Below are 18,049 nucleotides of genomic sequence, written 5' to 3' on the forward strand. Positions count from 1 at the left end.
TTAAAGAAAATCCTAAATTGTTTATTGGAGTTGAGCTGGAATATCCTGTTGCAAATTTAGAAGGGGATGCTACAAATGTTGAAGTTATTAAGAACTTATTCAGATACTTAGTTTCCACTTTGGATTTCACTGTAGAAAAGGTAGATTATTTTGGATGTCCTATCCAGTTAGTGGATCAGATAAGTCAGGATGCTATTTTATTTGAAGTTTCCTATACAACGATTGAGTTTGCATTTGGTAAGGCCGAAACAATTCAGGAGGTCGAAAATCGTTTTAATAATTATATGGATGTAATTCAGAGAAAATTAGGCGAATCCAATCATGCTATCGTTGGCTGCGGTATTCATCCTGACTGGGATAAAAATGAGAATTGTCCAGTGGCTTATCCACGCTATCAGATGTTGATGGATTATTTGAATTTGAGTAGAAATGTTACTAAATCAGATTTACATCATTTCCCTGAATACGGAGCGTTTATTTGTGGGAGTCAGGTTCAGTTGGATGTTTCAAAGTCTAACTACTTACGAGTGATTAATGCTTTTACCCAAATTGAAGGGGCTAAGGCTTATTTATTTGCAAACTCTGAGTTTACAGGTGCGGATTGGGATACAAAAATCTCAAGAGATATTTTCTGGGAAGAATCGATGCATGGTATCTATCCAGAGAATGTTGGTGTCAATGCTAGCCTCTTTAAAGATGAGGATGATTTTTTTGATTATCTAGATCATTCTGCAATTTTTACTGCGGGACGTGATGGACAAACCTATTATTTTTATCCGATTCAGGCTAGGGACTATTTGGCTACACCTGAAATCCAAGCATTTTCTCTTAATGGGGATGATATTCTTATTTCCCCTCAAGAGAAAGATTTTGAAACTCATCGTAGTTATCAGTACCAAGACTTAACGACTCGCGGAACAGTTGAGTTTCGTAGTGTGTGTACTCAATCTCTAGATAGAACCTTCGCTTCAGCAGCTTTTCACTTAGGATTGTTGGTTAATTTAGATAAGTTAGAAGATTACTTAGAAACAGCACCTTTCTTTGAAGCATTTGGGAGAAATTATAAGTCTTTAAGACGACAATTTTCTAAGAAAAAGCTTACAGATCAGGAAGAAACTGCGATTATAGAGTTTTCAAAAAACTTACTTCTGTTAGCTGAGGAAGGATTGAAGATGAGAAATAAGCAAGAAATGACCTATTTACAGCCTTTGAAAGAAGAATTGGGACTATAATTTCTATTATAAAAGGAGAATTTTCTGAAAAATCATGATATAATGGATGAGACTATAGATAAAGGATAGAGAGTAATGACATTAGTTTATCAATCAACGCGTGATGCCAACAATACAGTAACTGCTAGTCAAGCAATTTTGCAAGGTTTGGCAACGGATGGTGGTTTGTTTACCCCGCTTACTTACCCAAAGGTAGATTTGGACTTTGACAAATTGAAAGATGCTTCTTACCAAGAAGTGGCTAAGTTAGTTTTGTCAGCATTTTTAGATGACTTTACAGCCGAGGAGTTGGACTACTGTATCAACAATGCCTATGATAGCAAATTTGATACTTCAGCTATCGCGCCATTAGTGAAATTAGACGGTCAATACAACCTGGAACTTTTCCATGGTTCAACGATTGCTTTTAAAGATATGGCCTTGTCTATCTTGCCATACTTTATGATAACAGCTGCTAAGAAACATGGTTTGGAAAATAAGATTGTCATCTTGACAGCGACATCTGGTGATACAGGGAAAGCTGCTATGGCAGGATTTGCGGATGTGCCTGGTACTGAGATTATCGTCTTTTATCCAAAGGATGGTGTCAGCAAGGTACAAGAGTTGCAAATGACTACTCAGACTGGCGACAATACTCATGTTATCGCCATTGATGGTAACTTTGATGATGCCCAAACAAATGTGAAGCACATGTTTAACGATGTGGCTCTTCGTGAAAAATTGGCGGCAAACAAGTTACAATTTTCATCTGCTAACTCTATGAATATTGGTCGTTTGGTGCCACAAATTGTCTACTATGTTTATGCTTACGCTCAGTTGGTTAAGACTGGTGAGATTGTGGCTGGCGATAAGGTCAACTTCACAGTGCCGACTGGAAACTTTGGAAATATCTTGGCTGCCTTTTATGCTAAGCAAATTGGCCTACCAGTTGGTAAATTGATCTGTGCTTCAAATGATAACAATGTTTTGACAGACTTCTTCAAGACACGTGTTTATGACAAGAAACGTGAGTTTAAGGTAACAACTAGTCCATCTATGGATATTTTGGTATCTTCAAACTTGGAGCGTTTGATTTTCCATCTTTTGGGAAATAATGCTGAAAAGACAGCTGAACTTATGAATGCCTTGAACAGGCAAGGACAATATGAGTTGACAGACTTTGATGCAGAGATTTTGGACCTCTTTGCAGCTGAATATGCGACTGAGGAAGAAACGGCAGCAGAAATCAAGCGTGTTTATGAGTCAGATTCTTATATCGAGGATCCACATACGGCGGTTGCCTCAGCAGTTTATAAAAAATACCAAGCTGCTACTGGTGATGCGACTAAGACAGTGATTGCTTCAACAGCTAGTCCATACAAGTTCCCAGTAGTTGCTGTAGAAGCGGTAACAGGGGAATCAGGCTTGACAGACTTTGAAGCCTTGGCTCAATTACATGAAATCTCAGGAGTGGCTGTGCCACCTGCAGTTGATGGGCTTGAGACAGCTCCTGTTCGTCACAAGACAACAGTAGCAGCTGCTGACATGCAAGCAGCGGTTGAGGCTTATCTAGGACTTTAAGACAGAGGGAGTAAACTCGGTTGGGAAACCAACTGAGTTTCTTTTCATCAGGAGGAAGGATTGTTTAAGAAAAATAAAGACATTCTTAATATTGCCTTGCCAGCTATGGGCGAAAACTTTTTGCAGATGCTCATGGGGATGGTGGACAGTTATTTGGTTGCTCATTTAGGATTGATAGCCATTTCAGGCGTATCAGTAGCAAGTAATATTATCACGATTTATCAGGCGATTTTTATTGCTCTGGGAGCTGCTATTTCCAGTGTTATTTCAAAAAGTTTAGGGCAGAAGGATCAGTCTAAGTTAGCCTATCATGTGACTGAAGCGTTGAAGATTACATTATTATTAAGTTTCCTTTTAGGAGCTTTGTCCATCTTCGCTGGGCAAGAGATGATTGGACTTTTGGGGACGGAGAGAGATGTAGCTGAGAGTGGAGGACTGTATCTATCTTTGGTAGGCGGATCGATTGTTCTTTTGGGCTTGATGACCAGTCTTGGTTCCTTGATTCGTGCAACGCATAATCCACGTTTGCCTCTCTATGTGAGTCTTTTATCCAATGCCTTGAATATTCTTTTTTCCAGTCTAGCTATTTTTATTCTGGACATGGGGATAGCTGGTGTTGCTTGGGGGACTATTCTGTCTCGTTTGGTTGGTCTTGTGATTTTATGGTCGCAATTAAAGTTGCCTTTTGAGAAACCGACTTTTGCCTTAGATAAGGAACTATTGACCTTAGCTTTGCCAGCAGCTGGAGAGCGGCTTATGATGCGAGCTGGTGATGTCGTTATTATTGCCTTGGTCGTCTCTTTTGGAACGGAGGCAGTGGCTGGAAATGCAATCGGAGAAGTCTTGACCCAGTTTAACTATATGCCTGCCTTTGGTGTCGCTACGGCAACGGTCATGCTGGTGGCCCGAGCAGTTGGAGAGGATAATTGGAAAAGAGTAGCTAGTTTGAGCAAGCAAACTTTTTGGCTTTCTCTGCTTCTCATGTTGCCCTTGACGCTTAGTGTCTATGCCTTGGGCATACCACTGACTCATCTCTATACGAATGATTCTCTAGCGGTGGAGGCTAGTGTGCTAGTGACACTTTTTTCACTACTTGGTACTCCTATGACGATAGGAACAGTTATCTATACAGCAGTCTGGCAGGGTTTGGGCAATGCCCGGCTTCCCTTTTATGCGACAAGTATAGGAATGTGGTGTATTCGCATTGGAACAGGATATCTGATGGGGATTGTGCTTGGTTGGGGCTTGCCCGGTATTTGGGCCGGAACCCTTTTGGATAATGGTTTTCGTTGGTTATTTCTACGTTACCGTTACCAGCATTATATGAGCTTGAAAGGATAGGAAATGCAAAAAACAGCTTTTATTTGGGATTTAGACGGGACTTTATTGGACTCTTACGAAGCGATTTTGTCAGGGATTGAGGAAACTTTTACTCAGTTTTCTATTCCTTATGATAAGGAGCAGGTGAGAGAGTTTATACTCAAGTATTCTGTGCAGGATTTGCTTGTGCAGGTGGCGGAAGAGAGAAAGCTGGATGTGGAAATGCTAAATCAGGTGCGTGCACAGAGTCTGGCTGAGAAGAATGCTCAGGTAGTTTTGATGCCAGGTGCGCGTGAGGTGTTGAATTGGGCGGACGAATCAAGAATTCAGCAGTTTGTTTACACTCATAAGGGAGACAATGCTCGTACCATTCTCAGAGACTTGGGTTTGGAATCTTATTTTACAGAGACTTTAACCAGTCAGAGTGGCTTTGCGCGTAAACCTAGTTCAGAAGCGGCTACCTATCTGTTAGACAAGTATCAGTTGGATTCTGAGGAGACCTACTATATAGGGGATCGGACTCTGGATGTGGAATTTGCCCAGAATAGTGGGATTCAAAGTATCAACTTTTTAGAGTCGACTTATGAAGGAAATCACAGGATTCAAGCGTTAGCAGATATTCCCCGTTTTTTTAAGGCTGAGCGATAAAAAGATTGTGTCAGTTTTGTGACAGAGATCTAACAAACTATTTCAAGTAACCGAGTTTGTTACAAGGAATAGACAGTTCTGTTAAATAGGCCCGAGAGGGCTTTTTTTCTACATTTTTTGTGTTATGATAGACAGGTACTCATTTGAAAGGAATTTGAAAGAATGAAGAAAAGAATATTATTAGCCTCAACAGTAGCCTTGTCATTTGCCCCAGTATTGGCAACCCAAGCAGAAGAAGTTCTTTGGACTGCACGTAGTGTTGAGCAAATCCAAAACGATTTGACTAAAACGGATAACAAAACAAGTTATACCGTTCAGTATGGTGATACCTTGAGCACAATTGCAGAAGCCTTGGGTGTAGATGTCACAGTTCTTGCGAATTTGAATAAAATCACTAATATGGACCTGATTTTTCCTGAAACTGTTTTGACAACGACCGTCAATGAAGCAGAAGAGGTAACGGAAGTTGAAATCCAAACTCCTCAAGCAGACTCTAGTGAAGAAGTGACAACTGCGACAGCAGATTTGACAACCAATCAAGTGACGGTTGATGATCAAACTGTTCAGGTTGCAGACCTCTCTCAACCGATTGCAGAAGCTCCAAAAGCGGTAGAAACTACAAGTACAAAAGAAGTAGCAACAAGTTCAGAAGTTACAGAGACAGTGACTGCTGCAGAAGAAGTCGCGCCTTCTACAGGAACTTCTGTCCCAGCGGAACAAACAGCCGAAACAAGTAGTGCAGTTGAAGAAGCATCTCCTCAGGCAATGACTCTAGCTGAGAAGCAGGAAACACAAGCAAGCCCTCAAGCTGAATCAGCAGTGGAAGCAACTACAACGCCAGTAGAAGAAACAGCAATCGAAACAACTGCAACAAGTGCAGAAGAAGAAAAAGAAGCTACACCAACAGTTTCTACTTATCAACTAGAAGAGAAGAAAACAGTTTCAACAACTTACGCAGCTCCAGCTGCGCCTGATTATGCTGGACTTGCAGTAGTGAAATCTGAAAATGCAGGCCTTCAACCACAAACAGCTGCCTTTAAAGAAGAAATTGCTAACTTGTTTGGCATCACATCCTTTAGTGGTTACCGTCCAGGAGACAGTGGAGATCACGGAAAAGGTTTGGCTATCGACTTCATGGTACCAGAAAGCTCAGAACTAGGGGATAAGATTGCGGAATACGCTATTCAAAACATGGCCAGCCGTGGAATTAGTTACATTATCTGGAAACAACGTTTCTATGCTCCATTCGATAGTAAATATGGACCAGCTAATATTTGGAACCCAATACCAGACCGTGGTAGCGTGACAGAAAATCACTATGACCACGTTCACGTTTCAATGAATGGATAAACCAGGATTGGTAATATCATTTTGACGAATGAGATCTAGCTTTCGTTATAGGAAGCGAGTCTCGTTCGTTTTTTTATCAATTTGAATGGAAAATTTTTGCAATGTTTGAAGCATAATTATTGCAATTTATTTTACTTTGCACTATAATTGATTGGTCAACTATTGATAAATCAATGAAAAAGAGGAAGAAATGATAGAGATTCAAGATTTACTGTATCAACTCCGCTTGTCTGAGCAAGCGAGTACGCAATTGTTTGAAAAAAGGCTTGGGATTAGTTTGACACGGTATCAGATTTTACTGTTTTTGCTGGAGAATTCTCCTTGTAATCAAATGGGAGTTCAGGAGCGTTTGAAGATTGATCAGGCTGCTTTGACCCGACATTTCAAGATTTTGGAAAAGGAAGGTTTGGTGGAGCGTCATCGTAATCCTGAAAATCAGCGAGAAGTGTTGGTAGAGGCTACGAAGTATGCCAAGGAGCAGTTAGTGATGAATCCACCTCTGCAGCATATCAAGGTTAAGCAAGAGATGGAAAGTATCTTAACAGAGTCTGAAAGAACAGAACTCAGCCGTTTATTAAATAAATTGGTTTTGGGTATTGAGAATATAGAGATCTAAGGAGAAAAATATGTCAATTATGACAATCATTTTAGCAACAATCGTTGCTTTCGAACATTTTTACATTTTTTATTTGGAAAGTATTGCAACGCAATCAGAAGCGACTAGCCGTGTCTTTAACATGGACAAGGAAGAACTGGCTCGTCCGTCAGTAAGTTCATTGTTTAAAAATCAAGGGATATATAATGCTCTGCTAGGAGTCTTTCTCTTGTATGGGATTTATTTCTCACAGAATTTAGAAATTGTGACTATTTTTGTTTTATTTGTGATTGGAGCTGCGGCTTATGGCTCTCTCACAGCAGATAAGAAAATTATTTTGAAGCAAGGTGGACCAGCTATTCTAGCCTTGATTAGTATTTTCCTCTTTAAATAAATTTGAAGGTCGATTCTAATCTCGCTAATCCTTTTCACTCCAGAATAAGAGAAATATGTTATACTTGTTTTTAAGAAAAAAGTCTCACTGAATTAGTTTTGAGGAGTTAGAGATGAAAGTATTAGTGACAGGTTTTGAGCCCTTTGGAGGGGAAAAGGTCAATCCAGCTTTGGAGGCCATTAAAGGTTTGCCCTCTGAAATCCATGGCGCTGAGGTCAGCTGGCTAGAAGTACCAACAGTCTTTCACAAATCGGCCCAAGTATTGGAAGAAGAGATGAGTCGTTATCAACCTGACTTTGTCCTTTGTATCGGCCAAGCTGGTGGAAGATCTAGCTTGACGCCTGAACGAGTGGCCATTAACCAAGACGATGCACGCATTCCTGATAATGATGGTAACCAACCGATTGACCTTCCTATTCGCCCGGATGGTGCTTCGGCCTACTTTAGTAATTTGCCGATTAAAGCGATGGTTCAAGCTATAAAAAAAGAGGGATTGCCGGCCTCTGTTTCCAATACGGCAGGGACTTTTGTCTGCAATCATTTGATGTATCAGGCCCTCTATTTGGTAGAAAAGAAATTTCCACATGTTAAGGCAGGTTTTATGCATATTCCTTATATGATGGAACAGGTGGTGAATCGACCGACTACCCCAGCTATGAGTTTAGTGGATATTAGGCGAGGGATAGAAGCGGCAATCGGCGCCATTATCGAACATGGAGATCAGGACCTCAAGTTGGTAGGCGGAGAAACTCATTGATAGAAAAAAGCTTGAGGGAACAACCTTCAAGCTTTTGGACGTTTTCGAGCCAGTACTGCTCGGTAGAAAATTATTTTATTGATTTGAATGTAGGGTAGGAGTGAAAAACTAGCAATTCCAAAGGTAATCCAATTGAGGAAATACCAAGGAAGGAGTTGTAGGTCTAGAATAAAGCGCTGAATTTTGTAACCTTTCATTAAGAAACGGCTGGTTTTAAGGATTTGTCCTGGTTTGGCTTGTCCTAAGTCTAGGGTGTCACAGAGGAGAAATTCTACCTGCGAATAGGCATAGTATTGTGGAATATAGAGACTATTTCCGACAATCATCAAGAGGATACTTGCTAGAAAATAGAGACCAAAGGTCATGAGGAAACGCTCCGTTTCAACTGACGAGAGATCCAGATTGGGAAATTCAGGATGGATTGCAACGAATTTCTTTGCTAGAAAGCTACTGTAAAAAAGGAGGTAAATCCCAAGCAAACTAGGAATGCTCCATAAGAAGAGATAGAAACGTTTGAGAAGTAGAGTCAAAAAGGTTTGTGAAAAGTGTACTTCGTTAAAGAGAGTAAGACTATTTTTGACGGATAGTTCTGTATCTGGATTCTTGATGAGTTTTAGGGTTGTATAGACTGAACTGGTTAGAAGAATAGCTCCGATAAAGGAGACTAATAGTGGAAAAAGGTAGGCTTGGAATACATGGCCAAACACGCTTACAAAGGGTTGTTCTAAAACACTCTCGTTGATGCGCTCTAAGGGATTGAGGAAGCCAGACAAGATGACCAGTATACTAGGTAAGAGATAGACGAGAAAGAGGCGGGGATTTTCAGATTGAAATTGTCTAGCCTGCAGACGAACGGTTTTTAAATCAATTTTTGGGTATTTCATTCTCTCATTATACCATAAATAGTACATAGCTTGCTAATCGTTTGAAATCAGTGGGTTTCTAGCGTGTTAAGTAAAAGTGAATACGAAATTGAATACGACACTACTTTTAGCTGGAGCGGATGAAATCCATGAGCTGATTAACGACTTCAACACGTTGATTATCGTTGATGTGGGTATACATATCAAGGGTAGTTTGAACATTATTATGACCTAATCTGTCCGAAATAATTTTGGCTGTAATACCAGCTTCAAATAGGAGAGAAGCGTGCGTATGTCTAAACCCGTGAGGCGAAATTTTTTTAAGATTATTGTGTTTACGAAAGAATCTTAAAAGTTTCACTTTCATAGTTGCAGCTAAAAGCCATCCCCCGCCATTGTTCGTAAAAATATAATTCGAATCATGTTTATAAGGCACACCAGCCTGGAAATATTCTTTTATTTGCTGTCGTTTCCAGAGTTTTAATACATTCAGAGTTTCATCATCTAAGGTGATAACCCTCTTACTCCTTTTGGTTTTAGGATCCTGAACAGTTTGTTTTTTACCAATCACGACAGCCGTGCGAGAAATGCTTAACAACTTATTTTCAAAGTCAACATCTGACCACATGAGGCCAATTGCTTCTCCAGTTCTCAATCCAGAAAAAGCGAGTAAGTGGAAAAAAGTGTAGTCTACTGGTTTACAATTTGCTTTGTAAACTTTAAGAAACTCGGTTAGTTCCTGTTTTGTATAGTAGTTTTCTTTGCCCTTTAATGGCCTATTTTTAGGCTTGATAATCTTGTCTAAAGGATTTGACTTAATGATGTCAATAGAAGTGGCATACTTGAAAATACGGCTGATTACAGAGTAGTAATTGGCATATAGGATATAGCGATTACTTAATTTGATAGCAACCTTCTGACAATAAGCTACACTGATCTGCTGAATCTTCATATCTGTAAAATATGAGTCAATCATAACATCAAGTTTCTTCTTAGTATTCTGATAAGTTGTTGGTTTTACAGTGCTCTTATAGCTATCAAGCCATAACTCAGCGACTTCAGCAAAAGTAGGGTTCTGGAAATCTTCATTGTTTGAAAAACCATTTTCTTCAACATCTAAGAGAAGGTCACGTTCGGCTGCTTTAGCTTCTTTAATGGTTTTAAACCCACGGCGTGTTGTACGCTTTTCTTTTCCAGTAGCAGGGTCTATGCCCAGGTATGTTTGAAAGAGATATCTAGTCTCTCCTTTTTTTGTAATATATTTTTTTATCATAAAAAAGTCCTTTCTTTTCGATTGCTTGCCCGCATAGTTGAAAAGGTGTAGAACTTATGATAAACTATAGTTGTATTTTTTTATCATCCTTTCCATTGCTTGCTTGATGGAAAGTTTAATCCTCACACTCAGAGTCGCCAAACTTTGCGAGTGTGGGGATTTTTTGTTGTCTTTTTTACTCTAGACCTGAGCTGACTTTAGAAGTCAACAAGAAAGAACCGTCGTCTTGTTTTGAAAACGAAAGAATAACGCTCTTGTATTTGCTACCAGTAGAAGTATATGATACTGTCTTGCTGTCGTGGTCATTTACTGAACTAGTTGTTACATTGTTAGGTTCTCCGTGAACGCTAGCAACGTCATCGTAGTTAGTTCCACCAGCTCCATAGTTGATAATATCGCCAACTTGAAGCGCATCAAACTGTTCTTTTGTCCAGTTAAATTTAGCATCTTCCTCTTTTTGAGATGATTCGATAGAAGAACTTACAGAGCTAACAGTCTCTTCAACGTTTTTACCTAGTTCTTTCAATGATTTAGCGTACATTGCTTGAGTTACTAATACAATAGCAATAGACACGACTGCTAGAACCGTCCCAATAATAGCTAGTGTTTTTGGTCTTTTTCGATTTACTGCAAAACCAATTAAACCGAAGATAAGAGCTAAAATAGCCAAAATGAATGAAAAATTATTGATGATAGGCATCCATGAGCCAAGTAGAGCCAGCGCTCCAAAAATAATAGCTAAAATACCTAAAACCTTGCGTTCTTGTTTCATAATGAAACCTCTCTATCAGCTTTTAGTGTGGATCAGTTGTTGCACATATTTATTTCCGTTTTACGCAACTATTTCCAAAATGGAAACAGTTGATTTTTACTATTGTTCGTTGGAAATTAGTATAAATCTAACCCAAGAACTTCTTTTATCTTGTCTAATAGTTTTTTATGGTCGTTTGTATCTAGCTTGTAAGCTGGTCTGTAAACTTTATCATATAACTCTTTTCCTGCTGCATCTAGCATTACTTGTCCATCACTATCAGTCTTTTTCTTTGTTTTATAGACGATTTTCCGTTTGTCTATTTCTTGGATTTTTCGGACATAAGCATAGGCTTTGGGCTTGGACGGAGTGTTTTGATATTTACTATTTTCAATCGTGATACCACCACGATATTTCTTTCCTGATTTTTTACCAGTTAAAGGTGCTACTAGTAGTGTTCCATCGGCTTTGTCAGGAGTTGTTAAGATGATAGCGTAGTGTTTTCCGTAAAATTCATTCCCACCTTTTTGTGGGAAGTTGATTAGATAAACTTCGCCTTGTTGAAATTTCATATAATGCTCCAGATAATAAAATAAGGTGTACCTCTTAGAAGTACACCAGACCGTTTTGTCCTTGACGAACAAGGCTTTATAAGTAAATATCGTATCCTTGACGAACAAGGCTTTTGACATTATTAGTGTACTTCTTTTTTTATTTTTTGTCAAGTAATTGTTTCCAAAATGGAAACAGTTGGTTTTATTCCCCTCTATACACCCCGACAACTGCATAGATTTTGATGTGTGTGTCTTCGGCTGGTGGGAAGTCAAGGATGATATCTTCATACTTGTCATTGAGTGACACTAGGCGTAAGCGTCCGTTTTCGGTATATATCTTCTTGAAGTAAGAACGGTCTCCGTATGCGATAACTGCTAGGTTTCCGTTGTAGGTAGTCAGTCCTTTGTCTACTAAATAGAGAATATCTCCGTCTTGGTAGTCAGGTTGCATGGAGTCTCCGCTTACCCTGGTCGCAATATCGTGGCGTGGTGGTTGCTCGTCAACCTCTATAGTCTCTCTGTCTGTATCGTCGTAACCGAATCCATAGTTGAATCCGCTAGCTGCAGCCGTCTCAGATACAACCTCAACTTGGTACAAGTCGATAACTTTCTCCGATACTTCGTTTATCTTCGCTTTTCTTCGTTTCTCTTGTTCGTCACGTAATTTTTCAGCGTATGTGATAACTTTTCTTTGTCCAGGTGGTTCTAGTTTGTCGTAGATGGATTGGATGGGGGAAGTGGTAGGAGTGGTTTCAATAGATGAAGGTTTGGCTAGGTCAAATAGATATTGAGGAGAAACTTCTAAAGCCTGAGCGTATATTCTAATATCCTTTTCATCTAACTGTCTATTTCCGTTTTCATGGTTAGAAATTGTATTTTGCTTAAAACCTGTCAGCTCGGCAAGTTTTTTTTGAGTTAATTTCTTGGATTTTCTTACTTCTTTAATTGAGCTACCTAGTATATTCATATTAAACAACTCCTTTCATTTCTTATTATATACTAACGTGACAAAAAAATAAATAAAAAAATCTCAAAAAGTGATAAAAAATTATTGACAAATATCTCAAGATGAGATATAATTAAATCAAGCTTAAGGAAATAACAAAAACAAAGCGGAGGGAAACACAATGAATAAAGGACTTACAACACAAGAACAAATCGCACTAGCAAAAGAAATCTTACAAGTTAAGAACCGCAGAGAACGCTCACTTAAATTAGGAGAAATCCTAGATCGTGAAAAACTATCGTCAGATGATATGTACGAATTGTATAACACACTATTGACAACAATTAGAGTTTACGGCGATGTTATCGGATTTGATGATAAAGATTTTCAAGAAATGGCTCTTACAATCTTAGTTCTTGAAAAGGTTGAAGAAGCCAAACAAGCTAGGGTAGCGTAGAGAGGTGCGATTCCTCTCCTAGCTATTGCTCCAAGAGCAAAATAAAAAAAGGAGGTAAGGCAAATGATGGAACACATCATAAAAAGCCTAGCAACCAAGGACACTGCAACCGTCATCTTGGTACTAGGCTTAATCAGAGAAGCACGTTTGTGGCACAAACAAATCTTAGAACACAAACGTAAGCTTCAAAACAAAAAGTAGAGAAAGGGGCAGAAGCTCCAACCTCTACTTGATAGTGTACCATCATTTGCCGTGAAAAGCAATGGATGAAAATGTTGGATTGATAATCCTAGCAGGATTTGTGATTGTGTCTTTTACTATCCGTCAGATAGTGAAGTACCGATGTTATAAAAAAGATAAGGAGTAGGAAGGAGATATCATGGAATCATTGATAATTTCAATTTTAACATCTTTGATTGTGACATCTACTATGATGCATTACCACATTTATAAAGTAAATGAACTATACAAAAAATATATGGATTTTGAAAAATCAAGTGTAGAAGAATTTGCTAAATCAATTACAAGCAGACTTCCAAAAAATTCTTCCCAAGAGGAGTAGAAAATATGAACGAACTACGAACCTTTGCCAGAAATGGCGGAATTTATACGAGTTAGGAGGGGAAATAAAATGATTCACCATTATATTACAAAGTATGAAGAAAAAGGGCGATATTATGCTGAAGCATGGCTTCAAATTGATATTTTAGGAAAAAGTTTTTGTTTATCAAAAAAACGCATCCGTTTAGATGCGTAGAGTGATCAGATTATTGTTTAACCCAACCATTACCTGGTTTTTGAGTTGGTGGTAATCTGTCACCTTTATCGATATGAACGACACGGCCACCAGGTACATTACCGCCACGAGGACCTTTTTCGATATAAGTTCCTGCAGGTTGATTATCTGTTCCAGGTTTTATTGGAGTATTTGCCATACTATCTTCTCCTTTCTATTGGAATTTTGACTAAAACGGGGAGAGGTCTTAGTCAAGAATGATTATAGCACAATCTAAATTAAATAACAATATGTAGTGTTTTTATATGTTTAAAACACAATATATTGGGAAAGGAGCAATGTGTGTGGAAGAAGTTTAAGCATTTATTGATTGAAAAAGGGATGACACAGAAGGCATTAGCTGAAAAAGCTGGTATCAGTCCAAATACAATCAGAAATATCAAAACCGAGCGTATTTCTTTTAAGAATATGTGCAAAATCGCTGATGCACTGGAAGTCAGCTTAGACGAATTAAGATAAGGGGGTGAGGGCGTGCAGGAACTTACAAAAAAGCAAAAGTTAAAAAAGCAAGAATTGAAGCCGAAAATAAAGCTTAGAAAAGAGAGAAAAAAACATGAACTTACGACAGTTTTTATGGCAGATTTAATTGGTTTGAAAAATCGCAGACAATATGAATTAAAAGAAAATGGCAAAGCTCCATTTCATGATTATGAGATATCTATTATTTCTAATTATTTTCACAAATCAGAGAGTGAATTATTTTTTTAAAATAAAATATCTCAATTTGAGATTAAAAAGAAAGGAGAACTTATGACAGATTTTAAAAACTTGAATCTTCAATTAATCTTTCAGAAATGCGACGGATGATTACACTGCAGTCAAAAATGATTTTCTGAGAGATCCAAAGCTTGAGCCGGCAACAATTGGGATATTGATGGTTGTTCTCAGTAATAAAGAGAATTGGCTTGTCTATCCAGAGGAAATAGCTAGACGGTTGAATATTAGCCGCGAAATGGTTTTAAGGCATTTCAAAAAGATTGAAAAAGCTGGATATTTACGGACTGTCAAAAAAAGCCTCGGCAGAGGGAGAGGAGTTCAGACTTTCAGATTCTTCTCAGATACAAAAATAACTGATTTTCAATTTGAAATTATGTTGCAACGCCTTGATGAAGCGATAGCTATGAAGAAGTCTGAGTTATCCACAATTACTTAATACAAAGTTGCGTTTTACAACATTGTATTTTGCAACATTGCATTTTACAACGTTGTAAAATAAGGCACTAATAAATATTAACTAACAACAAGTATTAAATAACAATAAATATTAAAAGACAACAAGTCCTACTTATCTAAATAAATAAAAGAGAGGGTAGAAAAATAAATACAAAGGAGAAAGAAATGAGACCAAGACGATATCCGTATAGTGGGGAAATAAAAAAGCCTATCAATTTTCAGATAGACTTAGAAAAATTCAAGCGTCTTAGCTATGAAGCCATTCATGATACTTCTCAAGTAACTCAATAGTAGTTATTGCAGAAGTTAAACTACTGACCATCCCAAGTTGCAATCCGTCTGTATGGTCAATCTGTTTAGTAGCTTCATTAGCTTTAGCAGCAATATCTTGCATATCTTCAGCTGTTAAAGATTCTCGAAATTCTTTAAAGGATTTCATAACATTACCTCCTTTCTGACTATATTATAGCAGAAATGGAGATTAGAGACAGAAAGGAGCAGGATGAAAGAAAAACTAAACGAATTTTTAAAATTCAGAAGTCAATTTACAAAACGAGAATGGATTGAAATTAACCAAGTTGTTGAAGCTCGTTTAAATGAAAAAGCCGACCAGTTGAAACTGGACGACTCAGATGTAGAAATCATTTCTAAAAGACTAGAAAGAGTTATCTAGAAACGATTTGAATAAAGATTGGATGGATACGATAGTCAGCACCACGATAGTGAATGTAGATATAATCCTGATGGTACATCGAGTTTGCTTCAGGTTTAGAAATTGGTGAGTAGAGTTCTGCATTTTCTTCCCACCAAATGTAAGGACTAGCCATATTTGGTCCCATTACACAATCGTCGTCGGCTGATAGGTTCACCCAATTTCCGCAAAGACATGCGTGAATTTCAGTCATAATATTACCTCCTTTCTGCTTACATTATAGCAGAAAAAGAGGGAAGGATAAGAAGATTGAGTAGAATAAAAAAGCACCTAACAGGAGTCAGGCGCTTACTAAAACAATTTAGACCATTATATCACAAAAATGCTTGCCCGCATAGTTGAGAGGATGTAAAAAAATGGAAGGTATAACCCTACAATTACGATTGGATGGCGAAAGTGCTGAATTGTTCACAAACCAATTACTGGCCTTTGCTGAAAAGCAAGTCAAGGAGCAGTTAGAGAATGATCGCATGCCAATCAATCAACAAGCCTTGATGAAGAAGTTCGGCTTTACTCATGGCTATGTAAAGAAGTTAGAACGCAAAGGATTAAGATTTCGTAAGCAAGGGAAAGATATTATGTACGATGTCAATGATGTTTATGAGATTTTGGAATTAGAGAAAGAAGTACGAAAATTAAGAGGGTAAGGAGAGAGAAGAAATGTTTGAACCACCGATTTTAGACCAGCTGATGGGTGTTGGAGCATTGCTGCTTGGATTTGCAGGGCTTTGCTGTCATATCAAACTACAAGAGGAGCGCAAGGAAGAAGAGAGACAAAAAGAGCAAGAATTTGCGTCTATGTTTATCAAAGGCTACAATCACGCATTCGAACGTGGTAGAGAGGACAAATGGCAAGAGGTTCGCAAGAATATTCGCCGTGAGTTCAAAGGCTTCACATTTGACAACGAACCGCCTGTAGGCTTGCGTCCTGAACCATTAGCATTACCAGAACCACGAAGAACACGCTATACAAAGCGTTTGGGATAGAGCAAAGGAGACGCAAATGACTAGAATTGAACTTGAAAACCGTGTGTGGCTTTTGGCCAATCATGAAGAAAAAACGAATTGCTGGAACTTGGAAAGGTGTATGCTCATGTTTGATTATGACAGAGATATAATGCAACCGCCTGAGCCACGAGAAGAACTCGACCCAAGCCAGTACATCTATGTTGGATGTGGGCAGTATCGATATGTGGGTGATGAAATATGATTGAGGAACTACTTGCAGAAATCGACAACTGGCGAGCTGAGTATATGCATCTTGGCCGAGAACTCGGAGAAATCATCAATGACCAACAGGATATTATTTTGAAATTACAAAACGAAAATAGACGTATAAAACGTGAAAATTGGAATTTGAAGAAGACGAAAGGAAGAAAGAAATGAAAAAACGATTATATTACAAAAAATGGAAACAAGAACTTAGAGAGGCAATGAGAGAAGAAATTGATGGCGATTATCTAACCGAGAAAATGGTTAGAAAAATGAGTATTAGCGATATGTCACACTATTTGAACCGATTAGCATTAGAAGAAGCTGGATACTGTGGGACAATGTTTAATTAATAAAAGAAAGATGGGAATAAAATGAGTTACGAGCAAATATCAGAATCAACATACTTTCAAAACATGAGCTACTGGAACCAAGTTGCACAAAATTATAGAGCGTTAGGCGGTCTAGGAATTTGTGATGATGAAACAGGCGAAGAGCTTTACACAATTTAAGGAGAAGAACAAAATGACAAACGAACTAACACAGAAGCAAGTTACATCAAATGTTGCAACACGAATCGAAGCAATGAAGGGCGAAGGACTCTTAATCGCACCGAATTATAGCGTTAGCAATGCACTGAGTTCAGCATATTATGCTCTAAAAAACTCCAACAGTGGGAATTTGCTCCAGCAATGCACTCAAGACAGCGTTTATAACGCGTTATTAGAAATGGTAACCCAAGGACTAAGCCCGGCTAAAAAGCAATGTTACTTTATCAAATATGGCTCTGACGTCCAATTGAGAATGTCTTATTTTGGGACCATTAAAGTTACTAAAGATTTGCAAGAGGTGAAAGACGTTACTGCTAATGTTGTCTACGAAGGGGATACGCTAGAGGTATCAGTTGAGAACGGGCGTAAGAAGTTAGTCAAACATGAGACAGATTGGCAGAACGCAGATAATCCAATAATCGCTGCTTATTGCATCATCACTCGAACTGACGGAGAAGAGTTCTTTGAAGTCATGACTAAAAAACAAATTGACAAGTCATGGTCTAAGGCGAAAACGAAAAATGTCCAAATCGACTTCCCTGACCAGATGGCTATGAGAACGGTTATCAATCGTGCGGCTAAAATGTTTATCAACACAAGCAATGACAGCGACTTGTTCGCTGGAGCAATCAATAACACAATTGCTGACGAGTATGACAATGGTCGTCAAATGAAAGAAGCTGAGCCAGTGAGAGAAGAGGCTGAAACATTAGATAGTATCCTTGGAGCTTCTGAAGAAGTGACTGAAAAATCAAAAAAAGAGGTTATCAACCAGGAATTGACGACCACAGATACAAGCTACCCAGCAGATGAAGTTCCAGATTTTGATAAAGAAACGGGCGAAGTAATTGATAAGGAGCCAGAAAATGGTCAAATAGACATGCTAGAAGGGGAGGATTTCTAAA

General features: G+C 38.4%; 30 protein-coding genes (1 of these 30 only partly in view). 22 read left to right on the forward strand and 8 right to left on the reverse strand.

Annotated features, from left to right (window positions below; translation table 11 throughout):
- The 8 genes from SK608_RS00945 to pcp all read left to right on the forward strand — a co-directional run.
- Positions 1-1,232, forward strand: the 3' portion of a protein-coding gene (locus tag SK608_RS00945) for a glutamate-cysteine ligase family protein (RefSeq protein WP_033675844.1). The gene continues 46 nt to the left of window position 1, outside the view; only the last 1,232 of its 1,278 coding nucleotides appear in the window; its start codon lies off the left edge, out of view; its stop codon occupies positions 1,230-1,232.
- 75 nt (positions 1,233-1,307) lie between these two features.
- The gene (thrC, locus tag SK608_RS00950; protein ID WP_033675846.1) at positions 1,308-2,792 is read left to right on the forward strand and encodes a threonine synthase; all 1,485 of its coding nucleotides are present in this window, start codon (positions 1,308-1,310) and stop codon (positions 2,790-2,792) included.
- Positions 2,793-2,852: 60 nt separating this feature from the next.
- The gene (locus SK608_RS00955) at positions 2,853-4,133 is read left to right on the forward strand and encodes an MATE family efflux transporter (protein ID WP_033675849.1); all 1,281 of its coding nucleotides are present in this window, start codon (positions 2,853-2,855) and stop codon (positions 4,131-4,133) included.
- 3 nt (positions 4,134-4,136) lie between these two features.
- Positions 4,137-4,760 carry an HAD family hydrolase gene (locus tag SK608_RS00960; protein WP_033675851.1) on the forward strand — a complete coding sequence of 208 codons (624 nt, stop codon included), beginning with the start codon at positions 4,137-4,139 and terminating at the stop codon, positions 4,758-4,760.
- A 162-nt stretch (positions 4,761-4,922) separates the two neighbouring features.
- Positions 4,923-6,110 carry a LysM peptidoglycan-binding domain-containing protein gene (locus tag SK608_RS00965; protein WP_033675852.1) on the forward strand — a complete coding sequence of 396 codons (1,188 nt, stop codon included), beginning with the start codon at positions 4,923-4,925 and terminating at the stop codon, positions 6,108-6,110.
- A 190-nt stretch (positions 6,111-6,300) separates the two neighbouring features.
- Complete coding sequence (locus tag SK608_RS00970) at positions 6,301-6,726, forward strand: MarR family winged helix-turn-helix transcriptional regulator (protein WP_023945697.1); 426 nt, start codon at positions 6,301-6,303, stop codon at positions 6,724-6,726.
- A 10-nt stretch (positions 6,727-6,736) separates the two neighbouring features.
- Entirely contained in the window at positions 6,737-7,099 is a 363-nt protein-coding gene (locus SK608_RS00975) for a DUF1304 domain-containing protein (protein WP_023945696.1), read from the forward strand.
- 112 nt (positions 7,100-7,211) lie between these two features.
- Positions 7,212-7,856 carry a pyroglutamyl-peptidase I gene (pcp, locus tag SK608_RS00980; RefSeq protein WP_023945695.1) on the forward strand — a complete coding sequence of 215 codons (645 nt, stop codon included), beginning with the start codon at positions 7,212-7,214 and terminating at the stop codon, positions 7,854-7,856.
- A gap of 26 nt (positions 7,857-7,882) precedes the next feature.
- Here the strand turns inward: pcp and SK608_RS00985 are convergent, their stop codons facing one another.
- From SK608_RS00985 to SK608_RS01005, 5 genes are all read right to left on the reverse strand, one after another.
- Complete coding sequence (locus SK608_RS00985; RefSeq protein ID WP_033675856.1) at positions 7,883-8,740, reverse strand: DUF975 family protein; 858 nt, start codon at positions 8,738-8,740, stop codon at positions 7,883-7,885.
- Positions 8,741-8,846: 106 nt separating this feature from the next.
- Entirely contained in the window at positions 8,847-9,992 is a 1,146-nt protein-coding gene (locus SK608_RS00990; RefSeq protein WP_033675859.1) for a site-specific integrase, read from the reverse strand.
- Between the two features lie 175 nt (positions 9,993-10,167).
- Positions 10,168-10,764 (reverse strand): CD20-like domain-containing protein, encoded by a 597-nt coding sequence (locus tag SK608_RS00995; RefSeq protein WP_016397645.1) that lies wholly within the window; start codon positions 10,762-10,764, stop codon positions 10,168-10,170.
- A gap of 116 nt (positions 10,765-10,880) precedes the next feature.
- Positions 10,881-11,315, reverse strand: coding sequence for a type II toxin-antitoxin system PemK/MazF family toxin (locus SK608_RS01000; RefSeq protein ID WP_033676018.1), 435 nt, complete (start codon positions 11,313-11,315; stop codon positions 10,881-10,883).
- A gap of 184 nt (positions 11,316-11,499) precedes the next feature.
- Positions 11,500-12,264 (reverse strand): XRE family transcriptional regulator, encoded by a 765-nt coding sequence (locus tag SK608_RS01005; protein WP_033675864.1) that lies wholly within the window; start codon positions 12,262-12,264, stop codon positions 11,500-11,502.
- Between the two features lie 160 nt (positions 12,265-12,424).
- On the opposite strand from SK608_RS01005, the gene SK608_RS01010 reads away from it, so the two are divergent.
- The 4 genes from SK608_RS01010 (at position 12,425) to SK608_RS11875 (ending at position 13,457) form a co-directional block, all read left to right on the forward strand.
- Positions 12,425-12,700, forward strand: a complete 276-nt coding sequence (locus SK608_RS01010; protein ID WP_001032557.1) for a hypothetical protein — start codon at positions 12,425-12,427, stop codon at positions 12,698-12,700.
- A gap of 63 nt (positions 12,701-12,763) precedes the next feature.
- Positions 12,764-12,901, forward strand: a complete 138-nt coding sequence (locus SK608_RS10480) for a hypothetical protein (RefSeq protein ID WP_082242379.1) — start codon at positions 12,764-12,766, stop codon at positions 12,899-12,901.
- Between the two features lie 178 nt (positions 12,902-13,079).
- A complete protein-coding gene (locus SK608_RS01015) occupies positions 13,080-13,262 on the forward strand; it encodes a hypothetical protein (RefSeq protein ID WP_033675867.1) in 183 nt (60 codons plus the stop codon).
- Between the two features lie 69 nt (positions 13,263-13,331).
- On the forward strand, positions 13,332-13,457 hold the full coding sequence (locus tag SK608_RS11875; RefSeq protein ID WP_265182484.1) for a hypothetical protein: 126 nt from the start codon (positions 13,332-13,334) through the stop codon (positions 13,455-13,457).
- 10 nt (positions 13,458-13,467) lie between these two features.
- Here the strand turns inward: SK608_RS11875 and SK608_RS10485 are convergent, their stop codons facing one another.
- Positions 13,468-13,635: a YjzC family protein gene (locus SK608_RS10485; RefSeq protein ID WP_082242380.1), complete on the reverse strand. Its 168-nt coding sequence runs from the start codon at positions 13,633-13,635 to the stop codon at positions 13,468-13,470.
- Positions 13,636-13,778: 143 nt separating this feature from the next.
- Here SK608_RS10485 and SK608_RS01020 point away from each other — a divergent pair, with 143 nt between their 5' ends.
- The 3 genes from SK608_RS01020 to SK608_RS01030 all read left to right on the forward strand — a co-directional run bounded on the left by SK608_RS01020 (position 13,779) and on the right by SK608_RS01030 (position 14,649).
- A complete protein-coding gene (locus SK608_RS01020; protein WP_033675869.1) occupies positions 13,779-13,955 on the forward strand; it encodes a helix-turn-helix domain-containing protein in 177 nt (58 codons plus the stop codon).
- A gap of 12 nt (positions 13,956-13,967) precedes the next feature.
- A complete protein-coding gene (locus tag SK608_RS01025) occupies positions 13,968-14,204 on the forward strand; it encodes a hypothetical protein (RefSeq protein WP_001157069.1) in 237 nt (78 codons plus the stop codon).
- Positions 14,205-14,370: 166 nt separating this feature from the next.
- A complete protein-coding gene (locus SK608_RS01030) occupies positions 14,371-14,649 on the forward strand; it encodes a helix-turn-helix domain-containing protein (protein WP_000261154.1) in 279 nt (92 codons plus the stop codon).
- Between the two features lie 267 nt (positions 14,650-14,916).
- Here SK608_RS01030 and SK608_RS01035 read toward each other — a convergent pair whose 3' ends face one another.
- Positions 14,917-15,108 carry a hypothetical protein gene (locus tag SK608_RS01035; protein WP_033675874.1) on the reverse strand — a complete coding sequence of 64 codons (192 nt, stop codon included), beginning with the start codon at positions 15,106-15,108 and terminating at the stop codon, positions 14,917-14,919.
- 63 nt (positions 15,109-15,171) lie between these two features.
- Between SK608_RS01035 and SK608_RS11385 the strand changes: the two genes are divergently transcribed.
- Entirely contained in the window at positions 15,172-15,342 is a 171-nt protein-coding gene (locus SK608_RS11385; protein WP_200872038.1) for a hypothetical protein, read from the forward strand.
- On the opposite strand, the gene SK608_RS01040 is transcribed toward SK608_RS11385, so the two are convergent.
- Positions 15,335-15,574, reverse strand: coding sequence for a hypothetical protein (locus SK608_RS01040; protein ID WP_033675876.1), 240 nt, complete (start codon positions 15,572-15,574; stop codon positions 15,335-15,337). The genes SK608_RS11385 and SK608_RS01040 overlap by 8 nt on opposite strands.
- Before the next feature lie 163 nt (positions 15,575-15,737).
- Between SK608_RS01040 and SK608_RS01045 the strand changes: the two genes are divergently transcribed.
- From SK608_RS01045 to SK608_RS01070, 6 genes are all read left to right on the forward strand, one after another.
- On the forward strand, positions 15,738-16,028 hold the full coding sequence (locus SK608_RS01045; RefSeq protein ID WP_033675878.1) for a hypothetical protein: 291 nt from the start codon (positions 15,738-15,740) through the stop codon (positions 16,026-16,028).
- Positions 16,029-16,041: 13 nt separating this feature from the next.
- Positions 16,042-16,368 carry a hypothetical protein gene (locus tag SK608_RS01050; RefSeq protein WP_033675880.1) on the forward strand — a complete coding sequence of 109 codons (327 nt, stop codon included), beginning with the start codon at positions 16,042-16,044 and terminating at the stop codon, positions 16,366-16,368.
- 16 nt (positions 16,369-16,384) lie between these two features.
- A complete protein-coding gene (locus SK608_RS01055) occupies positions 16,385-16,591 on the forward strand; it encodes a hypothetical protein (RefSeq protein WP_033675882.1) in 207 nt (68 codons plus the stop codon).
- Positions 16,588-16,767 (forward strand): hypothetical protein, encoded by a 180-nt coding sequence (locus tag SK608_RS01060; protein WP_033675884.1) that lies wholly within the window; start codon positions 16,588-16,590, stop codon positions 16,765-16,767. The genes SK608_RS01055 and SK608_RS01060 overlap by 4 nt, the downstream gene beginning before the upstream one ends.
- On the forward strand, positions 16,764-16,946 hold the full coding sequence (locus SK608_RS01065; RefSeq protein ID WP_033675886.1) for a hypothetical protein: 183 nt from the start codon (positions 16,764-16,766) through the stop codon (positions 16,944-16,946). Before SK608_RS01060 ends, SK608_RS01065 begins: the two co-directional genes overlap by 4 nt.
- A 172-nt stretch (positions 16,947-17,118) precedes the next feature.
- The gene (locus tag SK608_RS01070; RefSeq protein WP_050489907.1) at positions 17,119-18,048 is read left to right on the forward strand and encodes a recombinase RecT; all 930 of its coding nucleotides are present in this window, start codon (positions 17,119-17,121) and stop codon (positions 18,046-18,048) included.
- Position 18,049: the final 1 nt, after the last annotated feature.

It is taken from the genome of Streptococcus mitis subsp. hohhotensis (assembly GCF_000722775.1).
Classification (GTDB): domain Bacteria; phylum Bacillota; class Bacilli; order Lactobacillales; family Streptococcaceae; genus Streptococcus; species Streptococcus carlssonii.